Here is a 25,122-nt window from a genome sequence, read left to right as displayed (position 1 = left end):
GCTTGCGAAAGAACGGAGTGTGGGGCAACAGGGCATATGGAGTTCACGTCGTTCATGGATCAGGCGCTGGAAGAGGCGCGCGCCGCCGCCGCCCGGGGCGAGGTGCCGGTGGGTGCGGTGCTGGTGGGGCCGGACGGAGCCATCGTTGCCCGCGCCGGCAACCGGACGCGCGAATTGTCCGACCCGTCGGCCCATGCCGAGATGCTGGTGATCCGCGAGGCCTGCGCCGCTACCGGGTCCGAGCGGTTGCCGGACCATGATCTGTACGTGACGCTGGAACCCTGCCCTATGTGCGCCGCCGTGATCGGTGCGGCGCGGCTGCGGCGGCTATATTATGGCGCGTCCGACCCGAAATCGGGCGGTGTCGCGCAGGGGCCCCGCGTCTTTGCCCATCCGCAATGCCATCACGTGCCCGAGGTTTACGACGGCATTGCCGGGGCGGCGTCCGAGGCATTGCTGAAAGAGTTCTTCGCAGCGCGGCGGTAGGCGCCATGGGCACCAACCCGTGCGAAACGACGCCGGGTTGGTGCCGGTCACGGCCCTCGCAGGGGCCGTAGCGGTTCAGAACGTCTGGTCGTAATCGCCGACCGAGGGTTCGGTCCGGATGACGTCGTCGATCTCCTTGAAGATCGCGCGCAGCTCTTCTTCGCTGTCAGAGCTTTCGCAGACCACCACCAGGTTCGGCGTGTTCGACGAGGCGCGCACCAGGCCCCAGGACCCGTTGTCCAGGATCACGCGGGCCCCGTTCACCGTCACGACTTCCTTGATGGCGCGGCCCGCGAAGGTGTCGCCGGCTTCGCCTTTGGCGACCAGTTTCTCGACCAGCCGGTCGAGGATGTCGTATTTCTCGGTATCCGCCGCGTAGGGCGACATGGTCGGGGTCGACCAGGTCTTGGGCAGCGCCTTGCGCAGGTCCGACATCTTCATGTCCGGGTTGCGGTCCATCAGCTTACAGATCTCGACCGCGACACGCATGCCGTCGTCATAGCCACGCCCCACGGGTTCGGCCATGAAGTAATGGCCCGATTTCTCGAAGCCCGCCAGGGCGCCCAATTCGTGCACGCGGCGCTTCATGTGGCTGTGACCGGTCTTCCAGTAATCGGCCTTCACGCCATTGGCCTGAAGCTCGGGGTCGGAGGCGAAGAGGCCGGTGGATTTCACATCCGCCACGAAGGTCGAGTTCGGGTAGAGCTTGGACAGGTCGCGCGCCATGATGACACCCACCTTGTCGGCAAAGATCTCCTCGCCCTCGTCATCGACCACGCCGCAGCGGTCGCCATCGCCGTCGAAACCAAGCGCCATGTCGGCACCGGACGCGCGGACGCTGTCGGCCATGTCGTGCAGCATCTCCATCGCTTCGGGGTTCGGATTGTAATTGGGGAAGGTGTAGTCGAGCGTATTGTGGCTATCGACGATCTCGACCCCGATCCGCTTGAACACTTCGGGCGCAAAGGCCGCCGCGGTGCCGTTACCGGTGGCGCAGACGACCTTGAGCTTGCGGGACATTTTGAAATCGCCCACCAGGTCGTCCATGTAGGCATCCCAGACGCCATCGACGAATTCGTAGGACCCGCCGGGACGCGGCTCGCCCTTGCCTTCCAGCACGATGTCCTTCAGCTCTCCCATCTCGTCGGGGCCGTGGGTCAGGGGCATGTCAAAGCCCATCTTCACCCCGGTCCAGCCGTTCGGGTTGTGCGAGGCAGTGACCATGGCGACAGCGCAGCCGCCCAGGTGGAAGGACGAGAAATAGGCCATCGGCGTGATGCAGGGGCCGATATCCTTCACCTCGATCCCGGCCTGCATCAGGCCCAGGATTAGCGCGTTCTTGATCGCCAGCGAATAATCCCGGTAGTCGTTGCCGACCGCGATGACCGGCTTGATGCCCCGCTTGTGCATCTGGGTACCAAGACCCAGGCCAAGGGCGGTCATGCCGGGCAGGTTGATCTCGTCCGGGTATTTCCAGCGTGCGTCGTATTCGCGGAAGCCTGTCGGCTTCATCATCGGGTCGCGCAGGAATTCCCAGGTGTTCGGGGTGACGTCGGCAATCGGTTTGGTCACTTTAATCTCTTCCAATAATTTTCTTCACAAACGGACCGGGTCCGCCTTTGCCAATCGGTCAAAGGCCATCAGCGTGTCAACCAATTTGCCCATCTGTTGTAACGGGATCATGTTCGGTCCGTCAGAGGGAGCATTGTCCGGGTCTTCGTGGGTTTCGATGAAAACCGAGGCGATGCCCAAAGAAACGGCACATCTTGCCATGACCGGCGCAAACTCGCGCTGGCCGCCGGACGATCCGCCCTGGCCACCGGGCTGCTGCACGGAATGGGTGGCGTCCATGACCACCGGGTATCCGCCCTGCGCCATCTGCGGCAGCGACCGCATGTCGGCAACCAGCGTGTTGTAGCCGAAGGACGTGCCGCGTTCGGTCAGCATGATCCGTTCATTGCCGGTGCTTTCGATCTTTGCCACGACATTGGGCATGTCCCAGGGGGCCAGGAATTGCCCCTTCTTGACGTTGATGACGGCGCCGGTCTGTCCGGCGGCCAGCAACAGGTCGGTCTGGCGGCACAGGAAGGCGGGGATCTGCATCACGTCGCAGACCTCGGCCACCGGGGCGCATTGGGCCTCGGTGTGGATGTCGGTCAGGACGGGACAGCCGATCGCCGCTTTGACGCCCTGCAGGACCTTCAGGCCGTCCTCCATCCCAAGGCCACGTTTGCCGGATACGGAGGTGCGGTTGGCCTTGTCGTAGGAGGCCTTGAAGATGAACTGGGTCCCCGCCTGCGCACAGATCTCGGCCAGCGTGCCGGCGATCATCTGGGCGTGATCGGCGCTTTCCAGTTGGCAGGGGCCGGCGATCAGGGTCAACGGCTGGTCGTTGCCGACGCGGAGTGCGCCGATATCAATGGTCTTCATATCAGGAGGATACCTGTTCCCTTAGAATGGACGCGGTCAGCGAGAACATCAGGTAGATCCCCGACAAGATCAAGAAGGCAAGCACCGTGTTCTCGAACTTGCGCGGATAAGAGGGGTCCTCTGCCGCGACGGGATTGACCGATGTGGTCAGGTAGCGGACCTGGCGGTTCGCCTCCATCTCGGTCTGTTTCTCGTTGGTGATCGCCGATTGCAGGAAGAGATCCGCGGTCGCCAGGTCGGCCTGGGCCATCTGGACGCGTGCGGCTTTCTCGGCGAGCGAGGCTTCGCCGCTGGTGGCGTCCGACATCTTGGCGTTCAGGTCGTCTAGCAGCGCCTCAAGCCGGCGGATGTCGCCGCGGGCACCGTCGACGCGTGCCTGGTTCGGGCGACGGTTGTCGATCAGGGCCTGCAATTGCAGCTGCTTTTCCTGCAACTGGATCTCGTAATTGTTGATCTGGGACCGCAGCGACGCGATGAAGGCTTCGGGGTCGATGAAGTTCGATTCCTGCAGGCGGACCAACGCCTCCTGCGCTTCGCGGCGTTCCGCCTTGGCGCTGGCGAGGCTTTCGCGGGCGGATTTCATGCTGTCCTCGCGCTTGCGGCGGGACAATTCGTCGACCCGTTCCTCGGCATAGTGGATCAGCCGGTCGGAGTAATCGGCGGCGATCTGCGGATCTGCCGCAGACACTTCCATGCGGATCACGCCTTCGGTCGGGTCGTAGCCGATCTTCACGTATTTCTGGTAGACCTTGTAGGCTTCCTCGTTCGAGGGGTTCTCGACCAGGCGCTGGATCGGGTCGATCCAGGGCTGGCTGAAGTGATCCTTGAAGCCGATATCCTGATCCAGACGAACCATGGCGTCCTTGGATTCCAGATAGGACTGCACCGCGATCGCATCCTGGTTGGTCGCGAATTGCGTGCCCTGAAGCAGACCTCCAAGGCCGGTGCCACCGGTGCTGTCGGCCTGCAGGATCAGGAATTCGGATTTCGACGAATACATCGGCGTCGCGACGACGAAGAAGTAATACCCGGCCAGGATCGTCGGGGCGAAGACGAAGAAGGACAGCCGCGTGAACAGCAGGAACAGGCGGCGGCGGCGGCGGCGCGCGATGTCGCGTTGGATCGACATGATCTCCTGCGCGCGGCGCTGTGCGGGGCTGACCTCGGTCGAGGGCAGTTGCGCATCGCCCAGCGGCATCGTCTTGGGCAGGTTCGGTTTCGTCTTGGCGGGCAGTTTCGCGTCGCCCGCATCACCCTTGTCGCCGCCATCCTTCGACCCGGGGACGACGAGTTCCAGCATGTTGGTCGGCTTGAACGGGTCGATCCCGCGTGACCGCAACTGGCGCACCGCGTCGAAATCAGAGGTCGGGGCCAGCCCGTGTTTCTGCGCGACGCGCCGCGCCATGCGCAGCTGGCGACCGGTCAGGCCTTCCTGCCGGATCGCGTCGATATCGGTTTCGGACTGCACCTCGCCGGCAGAGGCGACATCGCCATCGCGCGGCTGATCCTGATCCGGCGCCGGGGCCGGGGCCTTGCCGCGGGCCGCGACGTCGGTGCCTTTCGGTGCCTCTTCGGGACGGGCGGGGCGACGGGTGCCGGCCTGTTCGCCCTGCTGGGCCTTCAGCGCGGCCAGCGCGGCGGCCCGGCGGCGCGCGACGTCCGAAGCGGAGGGCGCGGTTTGGGCAGGCGCGGCCTGCGCGGTGTCATCCTGATCGGTTTCGGGGCGCGCCGCGGTCTGCGGCTGCTCGTCCACGCTGTTGCGGCGGATGCGGAATTTCTTAGCCTTGGGTTTCGTAGTCATAGAGCTCTTTCGCTTCTTCCAAGGAATCAAACATGTACAATTGGCCGCCCATCAGTACCGCGGCTTCGCTGGCGAATTTCTTCAACGTTTCGGGATCGTGGGACACGATAACGACAGTCGTCGTGCGCAGGCGTTCCTTGAGGATGTCCCCCGCCTTGCGGTTGAACTCCACATCGGTGGAGGCCGGCATGCCCTCGTCGATCAGGTACATGTCGAAATCGAGCGCCAGCAGCAGCGCAAAGGAAAACCGCGCGCGCATCCCGGTGGAATAGGTGCCCAGCGGCTGGTCGAAATATTCCCCCAGCCCGCAGAGCCAGCGGCAATAGGCCTCCACGTAGTCGGGGTCGAGCCCGTAGATCCGCGCAATATAGCGCGAGTTTTCCATTGCGGAGTGCTTGTTCACCACGCCGCCCATGAACCCCAGCGGGAAGGAGATGCGGCCGAGGCGGCGAATTTCACCTTCGTCGGGCTTTTCCAGACCTGCCATCATGTTGATCAGGGTGGTCTTGCCGGTGCCGTTGGGGGCCAGAATGCCCAGCGAACGCCCAAGCTCCACCCGGAAGGAGACCTTTTCGAGGATCACCTTTCGTTGGGAGCCTGTCCAGAAGGACTTGCTGACATTGTCGAACTCGAGCATCGCTCGCTCCGGTTCTGCTCTACCGCACTCCTTTAGCGGAGCATTATTAACGGCACCTTTGGGTTTTGGCGCAATATTGCTGATTTCTGCCACTGATGCCAAGCTAACACGGCGAAAATGTGGCGAAATCGCCAGAAAGATGGCGCAATTGTGCCAAGTTTCGTTAACTTTCAAGGTATTGTCGTGGGATGGTTCGCGGGCCGGCAACTCTGCCGTGACGTCATCCCTTCGCCTTGCCCCGCCTGATCGGCAAAAAGGGCGACCCGCAGGCCGCCCCTTCAGTTGTTCTATCTTGATGCCTTATGCGATCAGCGTGGAGAAAAGACCCCATCCAAGGCCGCCCAGAACGGCGCCGGCGAAGGCAAAACCGACATAGGCGGCAAAGACACGCGGTTTGACCAGGGCCCAGACCGCGACCGCGGCGGGGATGCAGGTCATGCCGCCCGCGATGATGAAGGACATTGCCGCGCCGTGCGACATGCCCTGGGTCAACAGCGCGTCCACCAGCGGCACCGCAGTATAGCCGTTCAGGTAGGCCGGTGCCCCGACCAACGCGCCCAGCAGGATCGGACCGATGCCGGTGCCGCCGACCACGCCCGCGATCATCTCGGCCGGGACATAGGTGATCATCACCGATTCCAGCAGGTAGGCCAGGGTCAGCCATTTCAGCAGGAAGACCGTGTTCTCGACCGTGGCGTCGCGGAAGGTCGCGCGGCGGTCGGCCTCACCCCAGAATTTCCAGACCGGCTTGCCCTCGAACGGTTTCTTGACCCCGCAGCAGCCACCGACCTGGGGCCGTTCACGCAGCGGATCGGCAAAGACCGGGGACGTCTTGGCCAGCATTGTCAGCGCCCCGCCCGCCAGGCCGATGGTCACGGCGGCCAGCGTCTTGGCCAGGGCAAAATCAAAGCCCAGCGTGCCCGCGGTGATGAAGAACATTGGCGGGTCCATCAGCGGCGAGGCCAGCCAGAAGGCCATGACGGCCGACAGCGGCACGCCAAGCGCCAGCATCGCGGCGATGAAGGGGATCACCTGGCAGGAGCAGAAGGGCGACAGCCCCCCGGCCAGCGCGGCCATCACGATCATCGTCGCCTCGCGGCCCGTGAACGCGCGGGAGATCATCGTCTCCGCCCCGCTGGCCTTGAGGTACCCGATCGACAGCACCGCGAAAGCGATCATCGGTGCGGTGCCCAGCAGCGCCTCGATCGCGAAGCGCAGGGTCGGGCCGGTCTGGGCGGTGTCGAAGATCACCAGCAGCAGGATCAGAACCCCGCTGGCCAGCCAGGCCTTGTCGATCCGCTTCCACAGCGACGGGCCTGCGGAGGGGTGGGAATGCGTCGTGTCAGCCATGATCATGGTCCTCCGGCGTGATACCTGGCCGGGCATCCGCGCAGCATTCGCGCAGCAGGAACCCGGCCAGGTCGTGCAATTCGTCATAGGCGACCGCGGCACAGATGATGCTGCGGCCCTTCTTTTCCTGGGTCACAAGCCCCGCCTGGGCGAGGATCTTCATGTGATGCGTCAGGGTCGACCCGGTGATCCCGGTACGCTCCCCCAACTCGCCGATCGTCGCGCCCTCGGGGCCGGCGCGCACCAGCGTGCGCAGCACGGTCAGGCGCTGCTCGCTGCCAAGCGCGGCGAAGGTTGAGGCGGCGCGTTCGAGGCGCAGGTCGTCTGTCTGAGTCGTTTTCATGATTCTAGAAATATCGAAGTTACGCCCGGATGCAAGGGATACTTTCATATTTCTCGAAATATGGTTCTGTTTGACCCTGGCGCGGACCGATGCATCATCCCGTCCGTGACCGACCTTGCCGAAGATATCCGCGCCTGCCGCCTTTGTACCGCCCGCTTCGCGGCCACGAAGACGCAGCACCAGCCGCGTCCGGTGCCGTGGTTCCGCCCCTCCGCCCGGCTGCTGATCGCGGGGCAGGCGCCGGGATTGCAGGTGCATGAAAAGGGGCGACCCTTCGACGACCGCTCGGGCGACCGGCTGCGCGACTGGCTGGGGATCGACCGGGACACGTTCTATGACCTCGACCGCGTGGCCGTGGTGCCGATGGCATTCTGTTTTCCCGGCTACGATGCGCGCGGGTCGGACCTGCCGCCGCCGCCGATCTGTTCCACGACGTGGCACGATGCGGTGATCGGCGGGCTGACCGGCCTGCGCCTGCGCGTCGTGATCGGGGCCTATGCGCAGGCATACCACCTGGGCCGGAAGGGGCCGCTGACCGAGACGGTGCGCGGCTTCCGCGACCATCTGCCGGACGCGATCCCCTTGCCTCATCCGTCCTGGCGCAATACCGGGTGGCTGAAGAAGAACCCCTGGTTCGAAACCGACCTGCTGCCCGTGCTGCGGCAAAAGGTGAAGGAGGCGCTTGGTGACTGAACTGACCCCGCTCGATACCGCCCATGACGCGATGCAGGCCGCGCCCGACGACGACCGCGCCCGGCTGCGTTTCTACGAACGCCTCGCGGACAGCGAATTGTTCCTGATGCTGACCGAAGAGGCGAAGGACGACCGCGTCTCGCCCGAACTGTTCGAATTGCCCGAGGCGACCTACGTGCTGGTCTTCGACCGGGAGGAACGGCTCTCCACCTTCGCCGGTCGCGCGGTGCCCTATGCGGGCCTGTCGGGCCGGGCCATCGCTGGCATGCTGGCAGGGCAGGGGATCGGGCTGGGCCTGAACCTGGAAGTCGCGCCGTCCTCGATCCTGATCCCGCCCGATGCGGTCGATTGGCTGGCTGCGACGCTGGCCGAAGCACCTTCGGAGGTCGAGGAACGCATTGCCGAATTCACCCGCCCCGCCGGTCTGCCCGAAGACCTGCTGGCCGCGCTGGACCAGAAGCTGGCGATGACCGCAGGCCTGGCCCGGCAGGCCTTCCTGGTCGGCACGGTTGGCGAAAGCGGCGCGCGCGGCCACCTTCTGGCCTTCATCGACGCGGAGGACGGCGCCCGTGCCGCGCTGGCCAAGGCCGCCGGAGAGGCGCTGACCTTTTCGGGGCTGGAGGCCGGGGTGATGGATGTCGGTTTCTTCGCCGCGCATGACCCTGCGGCAGCGGCGCTGGCCCGCCACGGTCTGCGCTTCGACCTGCCGGAACCCGCCAAGGTGTCCGAGGTCGTGCGCCCGGCCCCCGGCAGCGACCCTGAGAAACCGCCGATCCTGAAGTGATCCACGGCCGGCCAGGTGCCGCATCCCGCACCGCAAACTCGCGACCTGCATTTCGGGGCGGCCCTTTCGCTTGCCCTCTCGCGCGGTGATGACTAAGCCGTGAAGTCATGAAACTATTGTTCCTCGGCGATGTCGTGGGCCGCACCGGACGGACGGCCATATCGGAAACCCTCCCCAAGCTGCGGGAGGCCTGGAAGCTCGATTTCGTCGTGGTCAACGGCGAGAACGCGTCGAACGGGGCCGGGCTGACGGGCGATCATGCCAAGCTGTTGCTGGATGCCGGGGCGGATTGCCTGACGCTGGGCGATCATGCCTTTGACCAGAAGGACATGATGACCTTCATCGAGGGCGAATCGCGGATCATCCGGCCGATCAACTATGCCAAGTCCGCACCGGGGCGCGGCTATCGCATCTTCGACGCGCCGGGCGGGCGCAAGGTGCTGGTGGCGCAAATCCTCGGCCAGGTCTTCATGAAGCGGGCCTTCGACGATCCGTTCTCGGCCATCGAACAGTTGCTGAAAGCGCATCCGCCGGGCGGGCTGGTCCAGGCGTCGATCATCGACATCCATTGCGAGGCGACGTCGGAAAAGATGGCCATGGGCCATTGGTGCGACGGCAAGGCCAGCCTCGTCGTCGGCACCCACACCCATGTGCCCACGGGGGACGCACAGATCCTGCCCAAGGGCACAGCCCACATGTCCGATGCCGGGATGTGCGGTGACTACAATTCCGTAATCGGCATGGACAAGGCCGAGCCGCTGCGCCGCTTCGTCACCGGCATGGGCAAGGGCCGCTATGAACCCGCCAAGGGCGAGGCCACGCTGTCGGGTATCTACGTCGAAACCGATGACCGCACGGGCCTGGCCAAGCGGGTCGAGATGGTGCGCCAGGGCGGGCGGCTGGCCCAGTCCGGCCCCGGCCCGGTGTGAGCGGACGACGGACCACCCTGATCCTGACCCTCCTGCTGATCGTCATCGGGGCGGGCTGGGCGCTGACGCAGCCCCTGAACAAGATCGCGGTCAGCACCGGGTATCAACCGCTGGGCCTGGTGTTCTGGCAGGCGCTGATCGGCGCGGTGATCCTGGGCGCGATCTGCGCCGCAACGGGTCGCCTGTTCCGGCCTACCCGCGACCAATGGGTCATGGCCCTCGTCATTGCGCTGATCGGAACCGTGCTGCCGGCGGTCGCGTCCTACCGCGCGGCGGTGCATCTGCCGGCGGGGGTGCTTTCGATCCTGCTCTCCCTCGTGCCGATCATCAGCTTTCCGATTGCGATGGCCATGGCGACGGATCATTTCAGCCTGCGCCGCTTTGCCGGGCTGACGACCGGGCTGGTCGCCGTCCTGTTGATCGCGCTGCCCGAGGCCAGCCTGCCTGACCCGGCCATGGTCCTTTGGATCCCCGTCGCTCTGATTGCCCCAGCCTTCTACGCGCTGGAGGGCAATGTCGTCGCGAAATTCGGCACCTACCGGATGGACGCAGTGCAGACATTGTTTCTGGCCTCCTGCATAGGTGCTGTGACCGCGCTGCCCGCGGCACTGGCCATGGGGCAATTCATCCTGCCCGCGGAAATCGGCAAGCCGGAGGCTGCGCTGATCGTCTCGGCGGCCGTCCATGCGGCGGTCTATACCGGCTATGTCTGGCTGGTGGGCCGCGCGGGGCCGCTTTTTGCGGTGCAGGTCAGTTACTTGGTGACGGTGTTCGGGCTGGTCTGGTCGATGCTGCTGCTGGGGGAACGCTATGCGCCTCAGATCTGGGCAGCACTGGCGCTGATGCTGGTGGGAATGGCGCTTGTCCAACCCCGACCTGAGCTCAAACCAAGAGCGGCCTTGCCCGAAGCGGGCCAAGACGCCTAGATAGGCGACGGCGCGCTGTGATGCGTCCCGTCAGACCAGAAGCCGGAGCATTGACGTGATCGAATTCCTGAACGTGTCCCAGACCGGGGCCGCCGTTCTGACCCTGGGTGTGGTTATCGTCATGTTCGCGCTGTTCGTGCGCGAGATCTACCCGGCAGAAGTCGTGGCCGTCACCGGCGCGGCACTGATGCTGGCCCTTGGCCTGCTGCCCTACGACAACGCCCTGTCGGTGCTGTCGAACCCGGCGCCCTGGACCATCGGCGCGATGTTCATCATCATGGGCGCCCTGGTCCGAACCGGCGCGCTGGATGCCTTCACGCAATTGGCCGAAAGCTACGCGACACGGCCCAAGGTGGCCATCGCGGCGCTTCTGGCCTTTGTCATCGTGGCCTCGGCCATTGTGGCGAACACGCCCGTGGTCGTCGTGATGATCCCGGTTTTCGTTCAATTGGCGCGCAAGCTGGGCGCGTCGGCCTCGCGCCTGCTGATCCCGCTGTCCTACGCGGCGATCATGGGCGGCACGCTGACCCTTATCGGGACCTCGACCAACCTGTTGGTCGACGGTGTCGCGCGCGCCCGCGGGATGGAGCCGTTCTCGATCTTCGAGGTGACCCCGATCGGCCTGGTCGTCGTGGCGTGGGGGATGCTCTACCTCGGCGTGCTGGGGCCGTTCCTGCTGCCCAAGCGGGACAGCATGGCGACACTTCTGTCTGACCGCTCCAAGATGAAGTTCTTCACCGAGGCCGTGATCCCGCCCGAATCGAACCTCGTGGGCCGCGATGTGCTGGACGTGCAGCTGTTCAAGCGCGAGGGCGTGCGGCTGATCGACGTCGTTCGGGGCGACGTGTCGCTGCGCCGCAACCTCAAGGACGTCGTTCTCGAGGTCGGGGACCGGGTCGTCCTGCGCTCTCAGATTTCCGAATTGCTGAGCCTGCAGCGCAACAAGAGCCTCAAGCGGGTCGATCAGATCTCGGCCGTGGAAACCACGACCGTCGAGGCGCTGATCACCCCCGGCTGCACCATGGTGGGCCGTGAACTGGGATCGCTGCGCCTGCGCCGCCGCTACGGTGTCTACGTGCTGGCCGTGCATCGCCGGAACCAGAATATCGGGCGGCAACTGGATGAAACCGTTGTCCGCGTGGGCGATACCCTGCTGCTGGAAGGCGCGCCCGAGGACATTCGCCGCCTGTCCCAGGACATGCAGATGGTGGATGTCTCGCAGCCTTCGGCCCGCGGGTTCCGCCGCGAACAGGCCCCGATCGCGATCATCGCGCTCTTTGCCATCGTGGCGCTGGCGGGCTTTGGCGTGGCGCCGATCTTCATGCTGACGGTGCTGGCCGTCGCGCTGGTTCTGGTCACCCGCTGCATCGACGCTGACGAGGCGTTTTCCTATGTCGACGGGCGATTGCTGGCGATGATCTTTTCCATGCTCGCGGTCGGGGCGGCGCTGGAACATACCGGCGCGGTGGAGCTGATCGTGCAGGCCGTGTCGCCCTTCCTGATGGACCTGCCGATCTTCTTCGTGATCTGGTCGATCTACCTGCTGACCTCGGTCCTGACGGAAATGGTGTCGAACAACGCCGTCGCCGTGGTCGTGACCCCCATTGCCATCGGGCTGGCGCAGGCCATCGGGGTCGATCCGCGGCCGCTGGTCATCGCGGTGATGGTGGCGGCCTCTGCCTCTTTCGCGACGCCGATCGGCTATCAGACCAACATGATGGTCTACGGCCCCGGCGGCTACAAGTTCACCGACTTCATGAAGATCGGCATCCCGCTGAACCTGTCGATGGGCCTGATCGTGTCGGCGGTCATCCCCCTGATCTGGCCGCTGTAAGCCCCGCTCAGAGCGGCCAGAACACCAGAATCGCCGGGATCGACACCGCGACCACCAGGATCTCCAGCGGAAGGCCCATGCGCCAGTAATCCCCGAAGCGATAGCCGCCGGGGCCAAGGATCAGCGTGTTGTTCTTGTGCCCGATCGGCGTCAGGAAGGCCGAGGACGCGGCGACAGCAACGGCCATCAGGAACGGGTCGGGCGACACGTTCAGCCCCTGCGCCATCTGGATGCCGATTGGGGCCGCGACAATCGCCGTGGCGGTGTTGTTCAGCACGTCCGACAGCGACATCGTCACCACCATCAGCGCGGCCAGGATCGCCCAGGCGGGCCAGCCATCGGTCAGCCAGATCAGGTTCTCCGCGATCAGCGAAGTGCCCCCGGAACTGTCCAGCGCCTGCCCCAATGGGATCATCGACCCCAACAGGACGACCACGGGCCATTCGACGTGATCATACAGCTCCTGCAACGGCAGGATCCGCATCAGGACATAGGCGACCACGACGATCCCCAGGGCAATGGGCAGGTAGATCAGGCCAAAGCTCGCCGCCGCGACCGCCGCCCCGAACAGGCCGATGGCGGCCCAGGTCTTGCTGTCCTGGGTCACGGCCAGTCCCCGGTCGGCCAGCGGCAGCACGCCCAGCCAGTCGGCCACATCGCTGCCGGTATCTTTCTGCACGAGGATCAGCAGGATATCCCCGGGCTGCACGGTGGTCTTGCGCACCTGCGAGGTGATCCGACGGCCCTGGCGCGCAATGCCCATGACCACGGCCCGCTGGCGCCAGGACAGGCCGATGGATTGCGCTGTCTTGCCGTTGATGCGGCTTTCCGGTTTCACCACGACCTCGATCATGTCGAGGCCCTCGCTATCGGCCTTCAACAACTCTTCGCGCCGGTCATCGGAAAAGGCGAGGGACAGGGCCGCGCGGAATTCGTCCAGGGCATCGGGCGTGGCCTCCAGCACCAGGGCGTCGCCGGCCTGGATCACATTGTTTCGCGCGTTGCCGTACAGCCGTTTTCCGTTGCGGATCAGACCGATGATGGCGACGTCGGACTTCTCGGCGGCCTCGGACAATTCGCCGACCCGCGCGCCGATCTGCTTGTTGCCTTCGGGCACGGTTAGTTCGGCGACGTAGGGGGCAAGGTCCTTGCCCTGGACCGTTGCATCCTCGCGCGCGGGGATCAGACGCCAGCCGAACAGCGCGACGAAGGCCAGGCCGACAAGCGCCGTGACCGCACCCACGGGGGCGAAGTCGAACATGCGGAACGACTCGCCCAGGCTGTCTTCGCGGATCGTGGCGATGATGATGTTGGGGGGCGTGCCGATCAGCGTTGCCATGCCGCCCAGGATCGTCGCAAAGCTCAGCGGCATCAGCGACAGGCCCGGTGCACGGCCCGCCTTGCGCGCGGTCTGGATGTCCACCGGCATCAACAGCGCAAGGGCCGCGACATTGTTCATGAAGGCCGACAGCACGCCGCCGATCCCGCCCATGATCGTGATATGCGTGCCAAGCGAACGGGTGCTGTCCACGAGCGTTCGGGTGATCAGGTAGACCGCCCCGGACCGGACCAGCCCTGCGGATACGATCAGGACCAGCGCGACCACCAGCGTGGCCGGATGACCGAAGCCGGAAAAGGCGTTGTCGACCTCGACCACCCCAAGAACCACGCCCAGAAGAAGCGCGGAAAAGGCAACGATATCATAGCGCCAGCGCCCCCAGAGCAAGAAGCCGAAGACCCCGCCGAACAGCGAAAAGAGAATGATCTGATCCATATCCATGCGGGGACAATAGCGTTGCCCTCGGCAAGGTCACGCGGATATTGCGCGGGGTCGGGTTGGGCTTGGAATGCGCTTAGTGCCGTTCCGTGCGGATGCCCGACCGGGGCGCAGGATCAGAGCGGGGCGGAGGGACCTTCGGCGACCAGTTGAAAGATCGCCTCGATCACGTTGTCGACCGCGACGGCGGCCAGGACCATGCCCATGACCCGGCTGACGATGGCCGCACCGCTTTTGCGGATCACCCGCAGGATCGGGCCGGCGGTCAGCATGAAGAGCAGGGCGATGATCATCACCGATACCATGATCGCCGCCGTAACGGCCTGCTCGGGAATGGAAAAGCGGTTGTTGTCGGTCAGCAGGACGATGGCCAGGATCGCGCCGGGTGACGCCAGCGAGGGTACGGCGAGGGGGAAGATCGCGGGCATGCCGTCGCCGCGTTCCTGCTCCACCCCGTTGGAACCGGAATTCAGCCCGAAGATCATCGTCAGCGCGAAGAGGAACAGGATTACCCCGCCCGCGATCTGGAAGGCCGGCAGCGAGATGCCGAGCGCGTCGATCAGGAACTGCCCCAGCACCAGGAAGAAGCCCAGCACCAGCGTCGCCACCAGCGCGGCCTGGATGGCCGTCTTGCGCAGCGCGGCAGAGGGCATTCCGGCGGTGACGGCGACGAAGACGGGGATGGTGCCGATCGGGTCGATGACGACCCACAGGATGACGAATTGCTCGAAGAGGGAGTTCATGGGCCGCGATGTCAGAGGGGTGGAGGGAAGGGGCGTCACCTCCATCACAGGTTTCGCGATGCGGCGCAAACGGCAAACGCGGAACGGGCGGTTCTGACGCTGCGTGCGGCCCGGATCGTGCCGTGAAATGCCTGCTATCAAGGAGGATACGGCGCGGCCCACTTGCACCGCCATCCTCGCTTGACATATAGAAGCGCAGATCAATCGACATTCGGACTTCATGCCACGGAGGCACCATGGCCGGCCATTCCAAATGGGCAAATATCCAGCACCGCAAAGGGCGTCAGGACGCTGCGCGGTCCAAGCTTTTCTCCAAGCTTTCCAAGGAGATCACCGTTGCCGCCAAGATGGGTGATCCCGATCCCGACAAGAATCCGCGCCTGCGCCTCGCGGTGAAGGAAGCGAAATCGCAATCCGTGCCGAAGGACGTGATCGAACGCGCGATCAAGAAATCCCAGGCGGGCGACGGCGACGATTACGAGGAAATCCGCTACGAGGGCTACGGCCCGAACGGCGTGGCGGTGATCGTCGAGGCAATGACCGACAACCGCAACCGTACGGCATCGAACGTGCGTTCGACCTTCTCGAAGAACGGCGGGAACCTGGGCGAAACCGGGTCCGTGGGCTTCATGTTCGAACGCAAGGGCGAGGTGGTCTACCCGGCTGAAGTCGGCGATGCGGATACCGTCATGATGGCCGCGATCGAGGCCGGGGCGGAAGATGTCGAAAGCTCGGAAGACGGGCATATCATCTATTGCGCGGACACCGATCTGAACGACGTGTCGGGGGCGCTGGAAGGCGAGCTGGGCGAGAGTGAATCGACCAAGCTGATCTGGAAGCCGACCACCACGACCGACATGGACCTCGAGAACATGCAGAAGCTGATGAAGCTGATCGAGGCGCTGGAAGACGATGACGACGTGCAGCGCGTCACGGCGAACTTCGAAGCGTCCGACGAGGTGATGGAACAGCTCTGACCCGAGCTGTTGCGCACCGTACGGTGGGTTTGGGCCCGGATCGCAGGATCCGGGCCTTTCCTTTTGAAAAGACCCGAAATTTCACATCGGCATTACGTCGGTATCACGTCGGTATTGCGTCGGTGCGATTTCGGGCCGGACACGGGGCCTGACCTGTCGGGCCCTAGCTGCGCAGCTCGTCCTCGAAGAAGTCCGATAGGGCGCGCCAGGACCGTTTGGCGGCTTTTTCCGAATAGCCGAAGCCGTTGCCGGGGGCGGCCTTGGGATTGGTGAAGGCATGGCCAGTCGCGCCGAAGGACAGGATCTGCCAGTCGTCGCAATGTTCGGTCATCTCGGCGGCGAGGGCGACGGTCGCGTCGGGCGGGCAGAGCGGGTCATCCCAGCCATGCAGGATCAGCAGCGCCGGGTGCATCCTCTGCGAGCCGGAGGGCGGCGCGTCATAGACCCCGTGGAGCGAGACACCGGCGGCAAACTCTGCCCCGATGCGGGCGAGGTCGAGCACCGACTTGCCGCCGAAGCAATAGCCCATGGCCCCCAGCTTCTGCCCCTTGGTGCGGGGCTGGGCGGCCAGTTCGGCCAGCGCGCCCTGCATCCGTTCGGCCAGAAGGGGGCGGTTGTTCTGCATCTCGGCCATCAGGGAGGCCGCCTCTTCGCGATCCTTGGCCAGGGTGCCGCCAGAATAATAGTCGACGCCAAGCGCGACATAGCCCTGCGCGGCCAACCGGTCACAGGCGGCGCGTTCGGTGTCCGACAGCCCCATGAAGGCAGGCGAGACGAGGATACCCGGCGCCGGGCCATCGCCGTCGGGCAGGGCTAGGTAGCCGATGCATTCCGTGCCGTTGCACATGTAGGGGTGATTGGTGCCTTGCGTCATCGCGACCTCCCGCGTCCTGGACGAGTCATTCGGCGCGAGAGTGGGCGCGACGCGGTGCGGGGTCAATGCAGATGCAGCCTTGCCGTTTTGCGCACCGACTGGGTCAGAACGGCGATGGCCGGGGCCATGCGGCGCGACACCTGCCAGTAAAGCGCCTGATCCAGCGGCCGGTCCGGGCGCAGCGGGACCAGCCGACCTGCGGCGAGGTCGTCGCGGATCAGCGGTTCGGGGTTCATGCCCCAGCCCAGCCCCAGCAGCGCGCCGTCGTGGAAGGCGCGGGGCGAGGGCAGGAAATGGGTGGGTGGCGGCTTGCCCGGGCCGAATTCGCGATCCAGCCAGCGCATCTGCAACCGGTCCTTCGGGTCGAAGGTCATGCAGGGCGCCCGGCGCAGCGCGTCGCCGGTCACCCCGTCGGGGCAATGCCGGGCGACCCAGTCGGGGCTGGCCACGGCGAGGTAGCGCAGCTGCCCCAGCGGATGGCTGTCGCAGCCGGTCGGGGGCGCCTCGGTGCTGGTGACGGCGGCTGTGACCTCGCCCGCGCGGAGCCAGCTGGCGGAATGGCTTTCGTCATCCACGATCAGATCGAAGAGCAGGTCCGGCGCGGCGGCCTGGGCATCCGCGAGGGCGGGCAGGATCCACGCGGCGAGGCTGTCGGCATTGACGGCGATCCGCACCCGGCGCGGCCCCGCGCGGTCCAGCCCGGCGGTTGCGGCAAGGCGGCTTTCCATCAGCCCGACCTCTTCGGCGTGGCGGGCGAGGCGCTGGCCAAGGGCGGTGCCGGTGCAGGGCGTGCCGCGTTGCACCAGCGGCTGGCCGACCCGGTCCTCCAGCGCCCGGAGCCGCTGGGACACGGCAGATTGGGTGATGCCAAGTTCGACCGCCGCGGCGTCAAAGGCGCCATGGCGCAGGATCGCGGACAGGGTGGCAAGCTGGGTGTAGTCGAACATTAGCAATGCTTATCCAGCTTTAGGATTATTCGCTACACTTACTTGAGTGCAGCGCCTATCCGAAGGCCGACCCGCCACCCGGAAAGGCCCCAGAATGCCCAATTCACCTGCATTAGAGCCTGATTTTCTACGCGCCTTCCTGGCAGCCTTCGGGTTGGGTTTGTCGCTGATCGTGGCAATCGGCGCGCAGAACGCCTTTGTCCTGCGCCAGGGTCTGCGGCAGGAGCACGTGACCGCCGTTGTGCTGATCTGCGGGGTGTCGGACGCGGTTCTGATCACCGCCGGTGTGCTGGGCTTTGGCACTTTGGCCGCGCGTCTGCCCTGGCTGGAGCCGGCGATGCGATACGGCGGCGCGGGGTTCCTGCTGGTCTACGGGGCGCTGACCCTGCGGTCCGCCTGGCGGGGCGGACAGGTGCTGGACCAGGCGCGTGGCGGCGGCGAGGGGCTGGGCCGCGTGGTGGCCACATGTTTGGCGCTGACCTGGGGCAATCCGCATGTCTACCTGGACACGATGGCGCTGATGGGTGCGGTGTCGGCGCCCTACGAGAACAAGCAGGGCTTCATCCTGGGCGGCGCGACGGCGTCGATGCTGTTCTTCGCCGCGCTGGGCTATGGGGCGGGGCTGCTGCGGCCGGTCTTTGCCCGACCCGTGGCGTGGCGCATTCTGGACCTGGTCATCGCTTTGGTGATGTTCGCCATCGCCTATACGCTGGTCGCCAGATGATTTGACCTTGATGATTTGACCTTGCGGTCAGTTCCCGGGCGTGGCACCCAGAATACATGTTATCAGCAGCCAATTCCCGGCCTGTCGAGGGCGTCCTGTGGACCTTTGCCGCCGGGCTTCTGTTCGTTCTGGTCAATGCGGGGGTCAAGTATCTTGGCCCCGTCGTGCCCGCGCCCGAAGCGGCGTTCCTGCGCTACGCATTGGGCCTTATCCTGCTGGTGCCGGCGCTGCGCCAGATCCTGCGGATCCGGCTGAGCCGTGGGCAATGGCTGTTCTTCATCGCGCGCGGCGCGCTGCACGCCGTGGGTGTGGCGCTGTGGTTCTATGCCATGGCGCGCATCCCCCTGGCGGACGTGACGGCGATGAACTACCTCTCGCCGATCTACGTGACCATCGGGGCGGCGCTGTTCCTGGGCGAAAAGCTGGCCCTGCGGCGCATCCTGGCGGTGGTGGTGGCGCTGATCGGGGCGCTGATCATCCTGCGGCCGGGCTTTCGCGAGATCGGGGCAGGGCATTACGCCATGCTGATCGCGGCGCTGGTCTTTGCCGGATCCTACATGCTGGCCAAGCACATGACGGACGAAACCGACCCGGTGACGGTGGTGACGATGCTGTCGGCCTGGGTGACGATCGGGCTGATCCCTATGGCGGCGCCGGTCTGGGTCGTGCCGACGGCCTGGCAATTGCTGGTGCTGTTCGTCATCGCGATCTTCGCCACGCTGGGCCATTACGTGATGACATTGGGGTTCCGGGCCGCGCCGATCACGGTGACGCAGCCGGTGACCTTCCTGCAACTGGTCTGGGCGGTGTCGCTGGGGGCCATCTTCTTTGGCGAACCGGTCGATCCCTGGGTGGTCGTGGGTGGCGTGATGATCATCAGCGCGATCAGTTTCATCACCTGGCGCGAGGCTCAGGTGAAGAAGCGGCAGGTGACACCCCCGGTTCCCGCACAGAAAATGTGAGCTGATGCAGGGTGATGGCTCTGGACGGCGGGGGGCAGAGGGCTAGACTTCGACCATGACCGATCCCGATCCGCTCGCGCTTGATGCCCGCAAGGGCCTGCCCCCGCATCTGCGTGTCCTGGCCGATCTCTACCCGAAGGCAGAGTGGCAGGGGCATCCCAATTTCAACCAGCTGACGGCCTTCTGGCTGGAACGGCACGGCATGTTTCGGCAGCTGAACGACCTGCTGGTCGAAGGGACGGAAAAGCGGCTGGACGGCGCCAATCCGCGCTATGGGCGCGAAATGCAGCATTACACCTCGGCTTTCCTGAACCAGTTGCACGGGCATCACCAGATCGAGGATCACCACTACTTCCCGCAATTCATCCCGCTGGATAGCCGGCTGGAGCAGGGGTTCGAGATCCTGGACCGCGATCATCACGCGCTGGACGGGCACATCCATGCGCTGGCCGAAAGCACGAACGCCGTGCTGCGCAAGATCGCCGCCGGAGAGGATGACGAGAAGGAGGCCGTGACGCTACTGGAAGCGCAGCGGGCCTTCCGCACCTTCCTGCACCGGCATCTGGATGACGAAGAAGACCTCGTCGTGCCGGTAATCCTGGAATACGGCGCCGCGCTGGAATAAGCGGGTTTGTCCGAAGCCGGGTAGGCGTCTGTGACCGACTTGCCAAGGTTGGGTGATGTGCGGTGCGTATCCTTGGGGCGGATTGCGCGCGTTCCTTGCGTACCGATTTGCGGTAACCTGGGCCGCCGTCACATGACGTGACAGGCAGAAAACCGGCCGCTCCGAAGCGCTGATGCGGACGAAGCGGGCGGTTTGCGCCAGCCGGTCCGACGCAGCCAGTCCGATCCAGTCAGTCGAACAAGGATTCCGTTTCGTCCGGTTGTCCGGCCAGGCCGGATGACGGGGCGTCATGCCTGGGCAGAAGCGTGATGATCATCTGCGACGTCTTGGTGATGTCCTCGCGGATCATGGCCTCGGCGGCCTCACCGTCGCGGGCGGCCAGCGCGTCGATGCAGGCCGCGTGCAGGATGGCTGCAAATTCCGCCTTGCCGGTGATCGGGATGTGATGCAGGGCCGGTCCGATCTTGACCCACGTGTTGCGGATCATGTTCAGCAATTGGGGCATGCGGGCCCTGGAATATATCAGGAAGTGCAACTGATAGTTCAGGTCAAGCAGGTCTGGCAGATGCTCCGCTTGGCTGAACGCGTCGTTCATCCGACGCAGGGTGGCGATGTCGTCCTTCGTGACGAAGGCGGCGGCCCTATGGGCGGCCAGCCCTTCGAGGCGCACGCAAATCTCCGTCAGTTCCGCGAATTCGGACTGGCCCAGGTCGCGCACGTAGAAGCCACTTTGCGGGCGACCGACCAGCACGCCGTCCGCCTCCAGCCGTTTCAGCGCGTCGCGGACAGGCTGGGTCGAAACGTTCAGCTGTTGCGCAAGGGATCGGCTGGTCAGGGTGCCGCCGGGCGGGATCAGGCCCTGCATCAGCGCCTGGCGGATGATCCTGTAGACCTGCCGTTCGGCGGGTTCGCGGGATGCGGGATCGACGGGGGCCAGTGCCGGCGCCGCGATCTGAACCCGTCCACGGCCACGCCGGGTCTGCCCCTCTTCCGGTTTAGCCATGTTCGTGCCGTGTCCTGTAAGTCTGACATATCAGTTCATTCATATACATGACACATGCTAGACGGCTTGGTCCAGAATTTCAGGTTGTTCCTGGTTCGGGCGCAATCCGCCCCGGCACCCATCCGGATCACGATGCCCGGGCCGGACGGGAGGTCTGGAGGGCCTGAGCCCTCCAGGGCCCTTGCGGCCCGAGCAAGATCAAATCGTATGCGCCGCAGGCGCGCCTTTGGGTCAGAGCGCGACCTGTGGCGCGGCCCTCAGGCGTCGATCGAGGTGCCGATGGCGGCGTTCACCAGCCCGCCGTCCACGGTCAGGGTGTGGCCGACGACGTAATTGCCGGACCGGGCCGCCAGGTAGATGGCGGCGGCGGCGATATCCTCGTCCGTGCCGATCCGGCGGGAGGGGATCCGCTTGCCGACCTCGTCGCCATGATCGCGTGCCGCGCGGTTCATGTCCGAGGCAAAGGCACCCGGTGCGATGGCGTTGACGACGATATTGTCCTCGATCAGGCGCGCAGCGACCCGCCGCGTCAGGTAGATCAGCCCCGATTTCGACGCGTGGTAGGCATAGGTTTCCCAGGGGTTCAGCCGCTGCCCGTCGATGGAGGCGATATTGATCACCTTCGAGGGGTCCTCGTTCGTCGCCTTGGCCTTGAGCAGATCATGCATCCGCTGGGTCAGGAAGAACGGCGACTTCAGGTTCAGGTCCATCGTCTTGTCCCAGCCGGCCTCGGAATAGTCGAGGTAATCCTCGCCCCAGGCGGCGCCGGCATTGTTGATCAGGATATCGACGTGGTCTTCCTTTTCCTTCAGCTCGGCCACGAAGGCGTCGATGCCCTCGAGGGTCGACAGGTCGTGGGGCAGGGGGATGCACATCTCGCCCAGTTCCTCGGCGGTTTCGAAACAGGCCGGGGCCTTGCGCGACGTGATGTAGACCTTGGCGCCCGAGGCGATGAAGGCCCGGGCGAAATGCTTGCCCAGCCCGCGCGAGCCGCCCGTGATGACGGCAACCTTGCCTTCGAGTGAGAAAAGCGTGTCGATATTCATGATGTCCTCCCGTTATGCGGAAGATATTTCCGCATGTGTGACCATTGGGGTCAAGGGCGAAAGCGGGATTGCGCTTCGCACCGCACCGGAGCGCGGGATTTGATCGGGGTCAAGGTGCGACGCGCGCGATTCGGGTTGGATGAGGCGTGACAGGAAGAAAGGGAACGACATGTCCAACACACCGCATGAACTGCACGACGACTTTCCGGATTTTGCCGACCGGATCACCACGCTGAAATCCGTGGATGCGCATTTTGCCCGGATGGCAGAGCAATATCACGAGCTGAACCGGCAGATTCACCGCTCCGAGACGAATATCGAGCCGATCGAGGATCTGGCGATGATTTCCCTGCGCAAGGAACGCGGGGCGCTGAAGGACAAGCTTTATGCCGTCCTGAAGGACACTCAGCCGACTTCGTAAGGCAGCGTACCGCGGGCATTGACGTCGATGGTCAGGCGCCGTTCCAGCGGCGGAACGGACCTCTGGTGGCAATGCTCGCGTTCGCAGATCCGGCAGGAAATGCCGATCGGTTCGAAGGTGCCGGGCCGCGACAGGTCGAGGTCGTCGGCATAGACCAGCGCCGGGGCGTGGGTGATTTCGCAGCCCAGGGCGATGGCAAAACGGCGGTCGGGCGCGCCCCAGGATCCGCCCGGTTTCGACACATCCCGAGCGATCGAGATATAGCGCACCCCATCCGGGGTTTCCGCCAGTTGCCGCAGGAACCGGCCGGGCGTTTCGAAGGCGCGGTGCACGTTCCACAGCGGGCAGGCCCCTCCGAACCGGGCGAATTGCAGCCGCGTGGCCGAATGCCGCTTGGTGATCGTGCCGGCCTGGTCGACGCGGACGAAGAAGAACGGGATGCCCTTGGCACCGGGCCGTTGCAGGGTCGACAGGCGGTGCGCCACCTGTTCGATCGAGGCGCCGAAGCGCAGCGACAGGATTTCCAGGTCGTGGCGGACCTCCTGCGCGGTTTCGAGGAAGCTGGTATAGGGCATCAGCGCCGCCCCGGCGAAGTAATTGGCCAGCCCGATCTTGGCGATGGCGCGGGCCGCGTCGGACTGGAACCGGGCCAGATCCAGCGTCGCCTCAAGCAGCTTGTCCTGTTCCAGAAGCGCGACCTGCAGCAGCAGCTGGAAGGTCTGGGTTTCCGCTGCCGCCCCGCGCGACAGGGTCAGCCGCTTGGTGTCGGGGTCGTAATGGCGCAGCGCCGGGGTGTCTGTGAAATGCACTGCCACGCCCAGGTGGCCAAGCGCCGAGACGGCGCGCACGCGGATGTTCTTTTCCGGGCCCGAGGGAGAAGCGAAGTTTTCCGCCGCACGGTCCACCGCGTCGATGTAATTGTCGCAGTAATGGAAGAAATCGCGCACCTCGTCCCAGGGCGAGGGCAGGGTGCGGGCATCTTCGCGGCCCAAAGCCTCGTCGAGGGAGGCGAGGCGCTCGTGCGTCTGCCGGTAGGCGCGGTGCAGATGCAGGAAGGCGCGGGCCAGTGCCGGTGCGTTGGAGGCGGTCAGCCGCAGGTCCGACAGGGGCGGCGCGGCGTCGGCCAGGACCGGATCGGCCATCGCCTCCCGCATGTCCGACACCAGCCGTTCGCTGTCGCCGGTCGACAATTCGGTGACGTCGAAGCCAAATTCCTGCGCCAGCGACAGGACCACCGTCGTTGAGACAGGCCGGTTGTTGTTTTCCATCTGGTTGAGATAGGGCAGCGACACGCCAAGCTTGGCCGCGAAATCCTTTTGCGTCAGGCCAAGGCGCTGGCGCGTTTCCCGAAGCTTGGCCCCGGCATAGAGTTTCTTGGTACCCATTCCCATCCCGCCTTAACGACTTTGCAAGTTTTGCACGGCGCACTCCGCCGGATGACGCTAACTTTGCAAATCGTCGTAAACAAGCGGTTATAGACGGAGCTGGCGTTCGCGAAAAATCACCAGGACGATGGCCATGAAGCCCAGGACCGAGGTCAGCAGCATGATCCAGAGCAGCGGGGTTTCGTCCGTGCCGGCGGTCAGCAGCGTGCCGGCCAGGGCCGACAGGATGGCGCCGCCGCCGATCATGATCGTGCCGCCGAGGCCCGAAGCGGTGCCGGCCAGGTGCGGGCGCACCGACAGCATCCCGGTGGTGGCCGAGGGAATGGTCATGCCGTTGCCGATCCCGACAAAGCCCATCACGCCGAAGAAGAGGATCGGCCCGCCGAACCCCGCATAAGCCAGCAGCAAAGCAAGCGACATGGCGACGCCGATGATCAGCGTGCCCCACAGGATCATCCGGTTGGTGCCGATGCGGGTCGCGGCGACGCCGGTGAACCAGTTTCCGAGGAAATAGCCTACGGCCGGACAGGCGGTGAAATAGCCGAACTGCGCCGGGGTCATGCCGAAGACATCGCTTGCGACATAGGGCGCACCGCCCAGGAAGGCGAAGAACGCCCCGGACGAGAAGGCCGAGGCGAGGCAATAGCCCCAGAAGCGCGGCGAGGTCAGAAGCTCGGGGTATTCGCGGAACTGGCCCATGACGCTGAGTTCGCTGGGCGTGCCGGTTTCGCCCAGGTCGTACCAGCTGATCACCAGCACGACGAGGCCGAAGAGGAACAGCGCCCAGAAGGTCGATTGCCAGCCGAAAAGCTGGTCCAGCATGCCGCCAAGCGCCGGCGCGACCATGGGCACGATCGACATGCCCATCGTGACGTAACCCATGACCGAGGCTGCCTTGTCCGCCGGGTGCATGTCGCGCACCACGGCGCGGGACAGGACCATCGCCACCGCGCAGGTCGCCTGCAGCATGCGGAAGGCGAGGAAGGTGGTGATGTTGGGCGCGAAAAGGCAGCCCAGCGTCGCGATGCAGAAGATGATGAGCCCGCCCAGGATCAGCGGACGGCGGCCGAACTTGTCGGCCAGCGGCCCGATGAAGATCTGCATGACTGCATTGGTGGCCAGGAAGATCGCGACCGACAGCTGCACGACCCGGTAGGGCGTGTCGAAATGGTCGGCGATCTTGGGCAGCGACGGCAGGAAGATGTTCATCGCCACGGCCGTCATCCCGGCCAGCAGGATCAACGTGGACAGGTGCGGGGCACTGTCGTTATGCAGGTATCGGCGGGGTGTCGAGAGGCTCATTACAGAGAGCTAGAACCGGGCTGCGGAAAAGTCCATGCTGGGCACATGCGTTTTCCGCAACTTCGCATTTTTGCAATTAGCAGCGATCCGCTTGCCAACAATTTGCAAATTTGCCGAATTTTC

General features: G+C 65.0%; 25 protein-coding genes. 11 read left to right on the top strand and 14 right to left on the bottom strand.

Annotated features, from left to right (window positions below; translation table 11 throughout):
• The first annotated feature begins 36 nt into the window (after positions 1-36).
• Positions 37-486 carry a nucleoside deaminase gene (locus ATO9_RS05945; protein WP_043746681.1) on the top strand — a complete coding sequence of 150 codons (450 nt, stop codon included), beginning with the start codon at positions 37-39 and terminating at the stop codon, positions 484-486.
• A 75-nt stretch (positions 487-561) separates the two neighbouring features.
• On the opposite strand, the gene ATO9_RS05940 is transcribed toward ATO9_RS05945, so the two are convergent.
• The 6 genes from ATO9_RS05940 to ATO9_RS05915 form a co-directional block, all read right to left on the bottom strand.
• Complete coding sequence (locus ATO9_RS05940) at positions 562-2,058, bottom strand: phosphomannomutase/phosphoglucomutase (protein ID WP_043746678.1); 1,497 nt, start codon at positions 2,056-2,058, stop codon at positions 562-564.
• Positions 2,059-2,082: 24 nt separating this feature from the next.
• Positions 2,083-2,916, bottom strand: coding sequence for a 3-deoxy-8-phosphooctulonate synthase (gene kdsA / locus ATO9_RS05935; RefSeq protein ID WP_043746675.1), 834 nt, complete (start codon positions 2,914-2,916; stop codon positions 2,083-2,085).
• Between the two features lies 1 nt (position 2,917).
• A complete protein-coding gene (locus ATO9_RS05930) occupies positions 2,918-4,717 on the bottom strand; it encodes a KpsE/RkpR family capsule polysaccharide export protein (RefSeq protein WP_043746673.1) in 1,800 nt (599 codons plus the stop codon).
• Positions 4,695-5,354 carry an ABC transporter ATP-binding protein gene (locus ATO9_RS05925; protein ID WP_043746670.1) on the bottom strand — a complete coding sequence of 220 codons (660 nt, stop codon included), beginning with the start codon at positions 5,352-5,354 and terminating at the stop codon, positions 4,695-4,697. The genes ATO9_RS05930 and ATO9_RS05925 overlap by 23 nt, the downstream gene beginning before the upstream one ends.
• Before the next feature lie 300 nt (positions 5,355-5,654).
• Positions 5,655-6,704: a permease gene (locus tag ATO9_RS05920; RefSeq protein ID WP_043746667.1), complete on the bottom strand. Its 1,050-nt coding sequence runs from the start codon at positions 6,702-6,704 to the stop codon at positions 5,655-5,657.
• Positions 6,697-7,047, bottom strand: coding sequence for an ArsR/SmtB family transcription factor (locus tag ATO9_RS05915; protein ID WP_052418135.1), 351 nt, complete (start codon positions 7,045-7,047; stop codon positions 6,697-6,699). The genes ATO9_RS05920 and ATO9_RS05915 overlap by 8 nt, the downstream gene beginning before the upstream one ends.
• A gap of 105 nt (positions 7,048-7,152) precedes the next feature.
• Between ATO9_RS05915 and ATO9_RS05910 the strand changes: the two genes are divergently transcribed.
• The 5 genes from ATO9_RS05910 to ATO9_RS05890 all read left to right on the top strand — a co-directional run bounded on the left by ATO9_RS05910 (position 7,153) and on the right by ATO9_RS05890 (position 12,213).
• A complete protein-coding gene (locus ATO9_RS05910; protein ID WP_043747382.1) occupies positions 7,153-7,740 on the top strand; it encodes a uracil-DNA glycosylase family protein in 588 nt (195 codons plus the stop codon).
• Positions 7,733-8,524: an SseB family protein gene (locus ATO9_RS05905; protein WP_043746664.1), complete on the top strand. Its 792-nt coding sequence runs from the start codon at positions 7,733-7,735 to the stop codon at positions 8,522-8,524. Before ATO9_RS05910 ends, ATO9_RS05905 begins: the two co-directional genes overlap by 8 nt.
• A gap of 107 nt (positions 8,525-8,631) precedes the next feature.
• On the top strand, positions 8,632-9,453 hold the full coding sequence (locus tag ATO9_RS05900) for a TIGR00282 family metallophosphoesterase (protein ID WP_043746661.1): 822 nt from the start codon (positions 8,632-8,634) through the stop codon (positions 9,451-9,453).
• Positions 9,450-10,379: a DMT family transporter gene (locus ATO9_RS05895; protein ID WP_043746658.1), complete on the top strand. Its 930-nt coding sequence runs from the start codon at positions 9,450-9,452 to the stop codon at positions 10,377-10,379. The genes ATO9_RS05900 and ATO9_RS05895 overlap by 4 nt, the downstream gene beginning before the upstream one ends.
• A 121-nt stretch (positions 10,380-10,500) precedes the next feature.
• A complete protein-coding gene (locus tag ATO9_RS05890) occupies positions 10,501-12,213 on the top strand; it encodes an SLC13 family permease (RefSeq protein ID WP_420329714.1) in 1,713 nt (570 codons plus the stop codon).
• Between the two features lie 7 nt (positions 12,214-12,220).
• On the opposite strand, the gene ATO9_RS05885 is transcribed toward ATO9_RS05890, so the two are convergent.
• Positions 12,221-13,993 carry an SLC13 family permease gene (locus ATO9_RS05885; protein WP_043746656.1) on the bottom strand — a complete coding sequence of 591 codons (1,773 nt, stop codon included), beginning with the start codon at positions 13,991-13,993 and terminating at the stop codon, positions 12,221-12,223.
• Between the two features lie 113 nt (positions 13,994-14,106).
• Positions 14,107-14,733: a MarC family protein gene (locus tag ATO9_RS05880; RefSeq protein WP_043746652.1), complete on the bottom strand. Its 627-nt coding sequence runs from the start codon at positions 14,731-14,733 to the stop codon at positions 14,107-14,109.
• Between the two features lie 236 nt (positions 14,734-14,969).
• Here ATO9_RS05880 and ATO9_RS05875 point away from each other — a divergent pair, with 236 nt between their 5' ends.
• Entirely contained in the window at positions 14,970-15,710 is a 741-nt protein-coding gene (locus ATO9_RS05875) for a YebC/PmpR family DNA-binding transcriptional regulator (RefSeq protein ID WP_043746649.1), read from the top strand.
• A 163-nt stretch (positions 15,711-15,873) separates the two neighbouring features.
• On the opposite strand, the gene ATO9_RS05870 is transcribed toward ATO9_RS05875, so the two are convergent.
• Together ATO9_RS05870 and ATO9_RS05865 are read right to left on the bottom strand one after the other, a co-directional pair.
• Positions 15,874-16,584: a dienelactone hydrolase family protein gene (locus ATO9_RS05870; protein ID WP_081979464.1), complete on the bottom strand. Its 711-nt coding sequence runs from the start codon at positions 16,582-16,584 to the stop codon at positions 15,874-15,876.
• Positions 16,585-16,646: 62 nt separating this feature from the next.
• Positions 16,647-17,531 (bottom strand): LysR family transcriptional regulator ArgP, encoded by an 885-nt coding sequence (locus tag ATO9_RS05865; protein ID WP_043746642.1) that lies wholly within the window; start codon positions 17,529-17,531, stop codon positions 16,647-16,649.
• A gap of 94 nt (positions 17,532-17,625) precedes the next feature.
• Between ATO9_RS05865 and ATO9_RS05860 the strand changes: the two genes are divergently transcribed.
• The 3 genes from ATO9_RS05860 to ATO9_RS05850 are packed head-to-tail and all read left to right on the top strand — an operon-like array spanning position 17,626 to position 19,842.
• Positions 17,626-18,255: a LysE/ArgO family amino acid transporter gene (locus ATO9_RS05860; protein ID WP_043746639.1), complete on the top strand. Its 630-nt coding sequence runs from the start codon at positions 17,626-17,628 to the stop codon at positions 18,253-18,255.
• 56 nt (positions 18,256-18,311) lie between these two features.
• Complete coding sequence (locus tag ATO9_RS05855) at positions 18,312-19,217, top strand: DMT family transporter (RefSeq protein ID WP_043746637.1); 906 nt, start codon at positions 18,312-18,314, stop codon at positions 19,215-19,217.
• Between the two features lie 55 nt (positions 19,218-19,272).
• A complete protein-coding gene (locus ATO9_RS05850) occupies positions 19,273-19,842 on the top strand; it encodes a hemerythrin domain-containing protein (protein ID WP_043746634.1) in 570 nt (189 codons plus the stop codon).
• Positions 19,843-20,071: 229 nt separating this feature from the next.
• Here the strand turns inward: ATO9_RS05850 and ATO9_RS05845 are convergent, their stop codons facing one another.
• Positions 20,072-20,845, bottom strand: coding sequence for a GntR family transcriptional regulator (locus ATO9_RS05845; RefSeq protein WP_043746631.1), 774 nt, complete (start codon positions 20,843-20,845; stop codon positions 20,072-20,074).
• Between the two features lie 257 nt (positions 20,846-21,102).
• Positions 21,103-21,891 (bottom strand): SDR family oxidoreductase, encoded by a 789-nt coding sequence (locus ATO9_RS05840; RefSeq protein WP_043746628.1) that lies wholly within the window; start codon positions 21,889-21,891, stop codon positions 21,103-21,105.
• A gap of 169 nt (positions 21,892-22,060) precedes the next feature.
• On the opposite strand from ATO9_RS05840, the gene ATO9_RS05835 reads away from it, so the two are divergent.
• A complete protein-coding gene (locus ATO9_RS05835) occupies positions 22,061-22,312 on the top strand; it encodes an HP1242/YdcH family protein (RefSeq protein ID WP_043746626.1) in 252 nt (83 codons plus the stop codon).
• Here the strand turns inward: ATO9_RS05835 and ATO9_RS05830 are convergent.
• Together ATO9_RS05830 and ATO9_RS05825 are read right to left on the bottom strand one after the other, a co-directional pair.
• Positions 22,297-23,697 (bottom strand): helix-turn-helix domain-containing protein, encoded by a 1,401-nt coding sequence (locus ATO9_RS05830; protein WP_043746623.1) that lies wholly within the window; start codon positions 23,695-23,697, stop codon positions 22,297-22,299. The genes ATO9_RS05835 and ATO9_RS05830 overlap by 16 nt on opposite strands.
• Positions 23,698-23,784: 87 nt before the next feature.
• A complete protein-coding gene (locus tag ATO9_RS05825) occupies positions 23,785-24,999 on the bottom strand; it encodes a multidrug effflux MFS transporter (RefSeq protein WP_043746619.1) in 1,215 nt (404 codons plus the stop codon).
• Positions 25,000-25,122 lie beyond the last annotated feature (123 nt).

It is taken from the genome of Pseudooceanicola atlanticus (genome assembly GCF_000768315.1).
Taxonomy (GTDB): domain Bacteria; phylum Pseudomonadota; class Alphaproteobacteria; order Rhodobacterales; family Rhodobacteraceae; genus Pseudooceanicola; species Pseudooceanicola atlanticus.
The sequence above is the reverse complement of the archived record's forward strand: the minus strand, read 5'-3'. Positions and strand labels throughout refer to the sequence as shown.

What these genes read in the sequence shown, in the direction of transcription:
- ATO9_RS05880 (WP_043746652.1), bottom strand. Translation starts at nt 14,733, where the DNA reads ATGAACTCCCTCTTCGAGCAATTCGTCATCCTGTGGGTCGTCATCGAC.
- ATO9_RS05875 (WP_043746649.1), top strand. Translation starts at nt 14,970, where the DNA reads ATGGCCGGCCATTCCAAATGGGCAAATATCCAGCACCGCAAAGGGCGT.
- ATO9_RS05925 (WP_043746670.1), bottom strand. Translation starts at nt 5,354, where the DNA reads ATGCTCGAGTTCGACAATGTCAGCAAGTCCTTCTGGACAGGCTCCCAA.
- ATO9_RS05915 (WP_052418135.1), bottom strand. Translation starts at nt 7,047, where the DNA reads ATGAAAACGACTCAGACAGACGACCTGCGCCTCGAACGCGCCGCCTCA.
- ATO9_RS05865 (WP_043746642.1), bottom strand. Translation starts at nt 17,531, where the DNA reads ATGTTCGACTACACCCAGCTTGCCACCCTGTCCGCGATCCTGCGCCAT.
- ATO9_RS05945 (WP_043746681.1), top strand. Translation starts at nt 37, where the DNA reads ATGGAGTTCACGTCGTTCATGGATCAGGCGCTGGAAGAGGCGCGCGCC.
- ATO9_RS05835 (WP_043746626.1), top strand. Translation starts at nt 22,061, where the DNA reads ATGTCCAACACACCGCATGAACTGCACGACGACTTTCCGGATTTTGCC.
- ATO9_RS05845 (WP_043746631.1), bottom strand. Translation starts at nt 20,845, where the DNA reads ATGGCTAAACCGGAAGAGGGGCAGACCCGGCGTGGCCGTGGACGGGTT.
- ATO9_RS05855 (WP_043746637.1), top strand. Translation starts at nt 18,312, where the DNA reads ATGTTATCAGCAGCCAATTCCCGGCCTGTCGAGGGCGTCCTGTGGACC.
- kdsA (WP_043746675.1), bottom strand. Translation starts at nt 2,916, where the DNA reads ATGAAGACCATTGATATCGGCGCACTCCGCGTCGGCAACGACCAGCCG.
- ATO9_RS05860 (WP_043746639.1), top strand. Translation starts at nt 17,626, where the DNA reads ATGCCCAATTCACCTGCATTAGAGCCTGATTTTCTACGCGCCTTCCTG.
- ATO9_RS05825 (WP_043746619.1), bottom strand. Translation starts at nt 24,999, where the DNA reads ATGAGCCTCTCGACACCCCGCCGATACCTGCATAACGACAGTGCCCCG.
- ATO9_RS05840 (WP_043746628.1), bottom strand. Translation starts at nt 21,891, where the DNA reads ATGAATATCGACACGCTTTTCTCACTCGAAGGCAAGGTTGCCGTCATC.
- ATO9_RS05830 (WP_043746623.1), bottom strand. Translation starts at nt 23,697, where the DNA reads ATGGGTACCAAGAAACTCTATGCCGGGGCCAAGCTTCGGGAAACGCGC.
- ATO9_RS05850 (WP_043746634.1), top strand. Translation starts at nt 19,273, where the DNA reads ATGACCGATCCCGATCCGCTCGCGCTTGATGCCCGCAAGGGCCTGCCC.
- ATO9_RS05920 (WP_043746667.1), bottom strand. Translation starts at nt 6,704, where the DNA reads ATGGCTGACACGACGCATTCCCACCCCTCCGCAGGCCCGTCGCTGTGG.
- ATO9_RS05870 (WP_081979464.1), bottom strand. Translation starts at nt 16,584, where the DNA reads ATGACGCAAGGCACCAATCACCCCTACATGTGCAACGGCACGGAATGC.
- ATO9_RS05900 (WP_043746661.1), top strand. Translation starts at nt 8,632, where the DNA reads ATGAAACTATTGTTCCTCGGCGATGTCGTGGGCCGCACCGGACGGACG.
- ATO9_RS05890 (WP_420329714.1), top strand. Translation starts at nt 10,501, where the DNA reads ATGTTCGCGCTGTTCGTGCGCGAGATCTACCCGGCAGAAGTCGTGGCC.
- ATO9_RS05885 (WP_043746656.1), bottom strand. Translation starts at nt 13,993, where the DNA reads ATGGATATGGATCAGATCATTCTCTTTTCGCTGTTCGGCGGGGTCTTC.
- ATO9_RS05930 (WP_043746673.1), bottom strand. Translation starts at nt 4,717, where the DNA reads ATGACTACGAAACCCAAGGCTAAGAAATTCCGCATCCGCCGCAACAGC.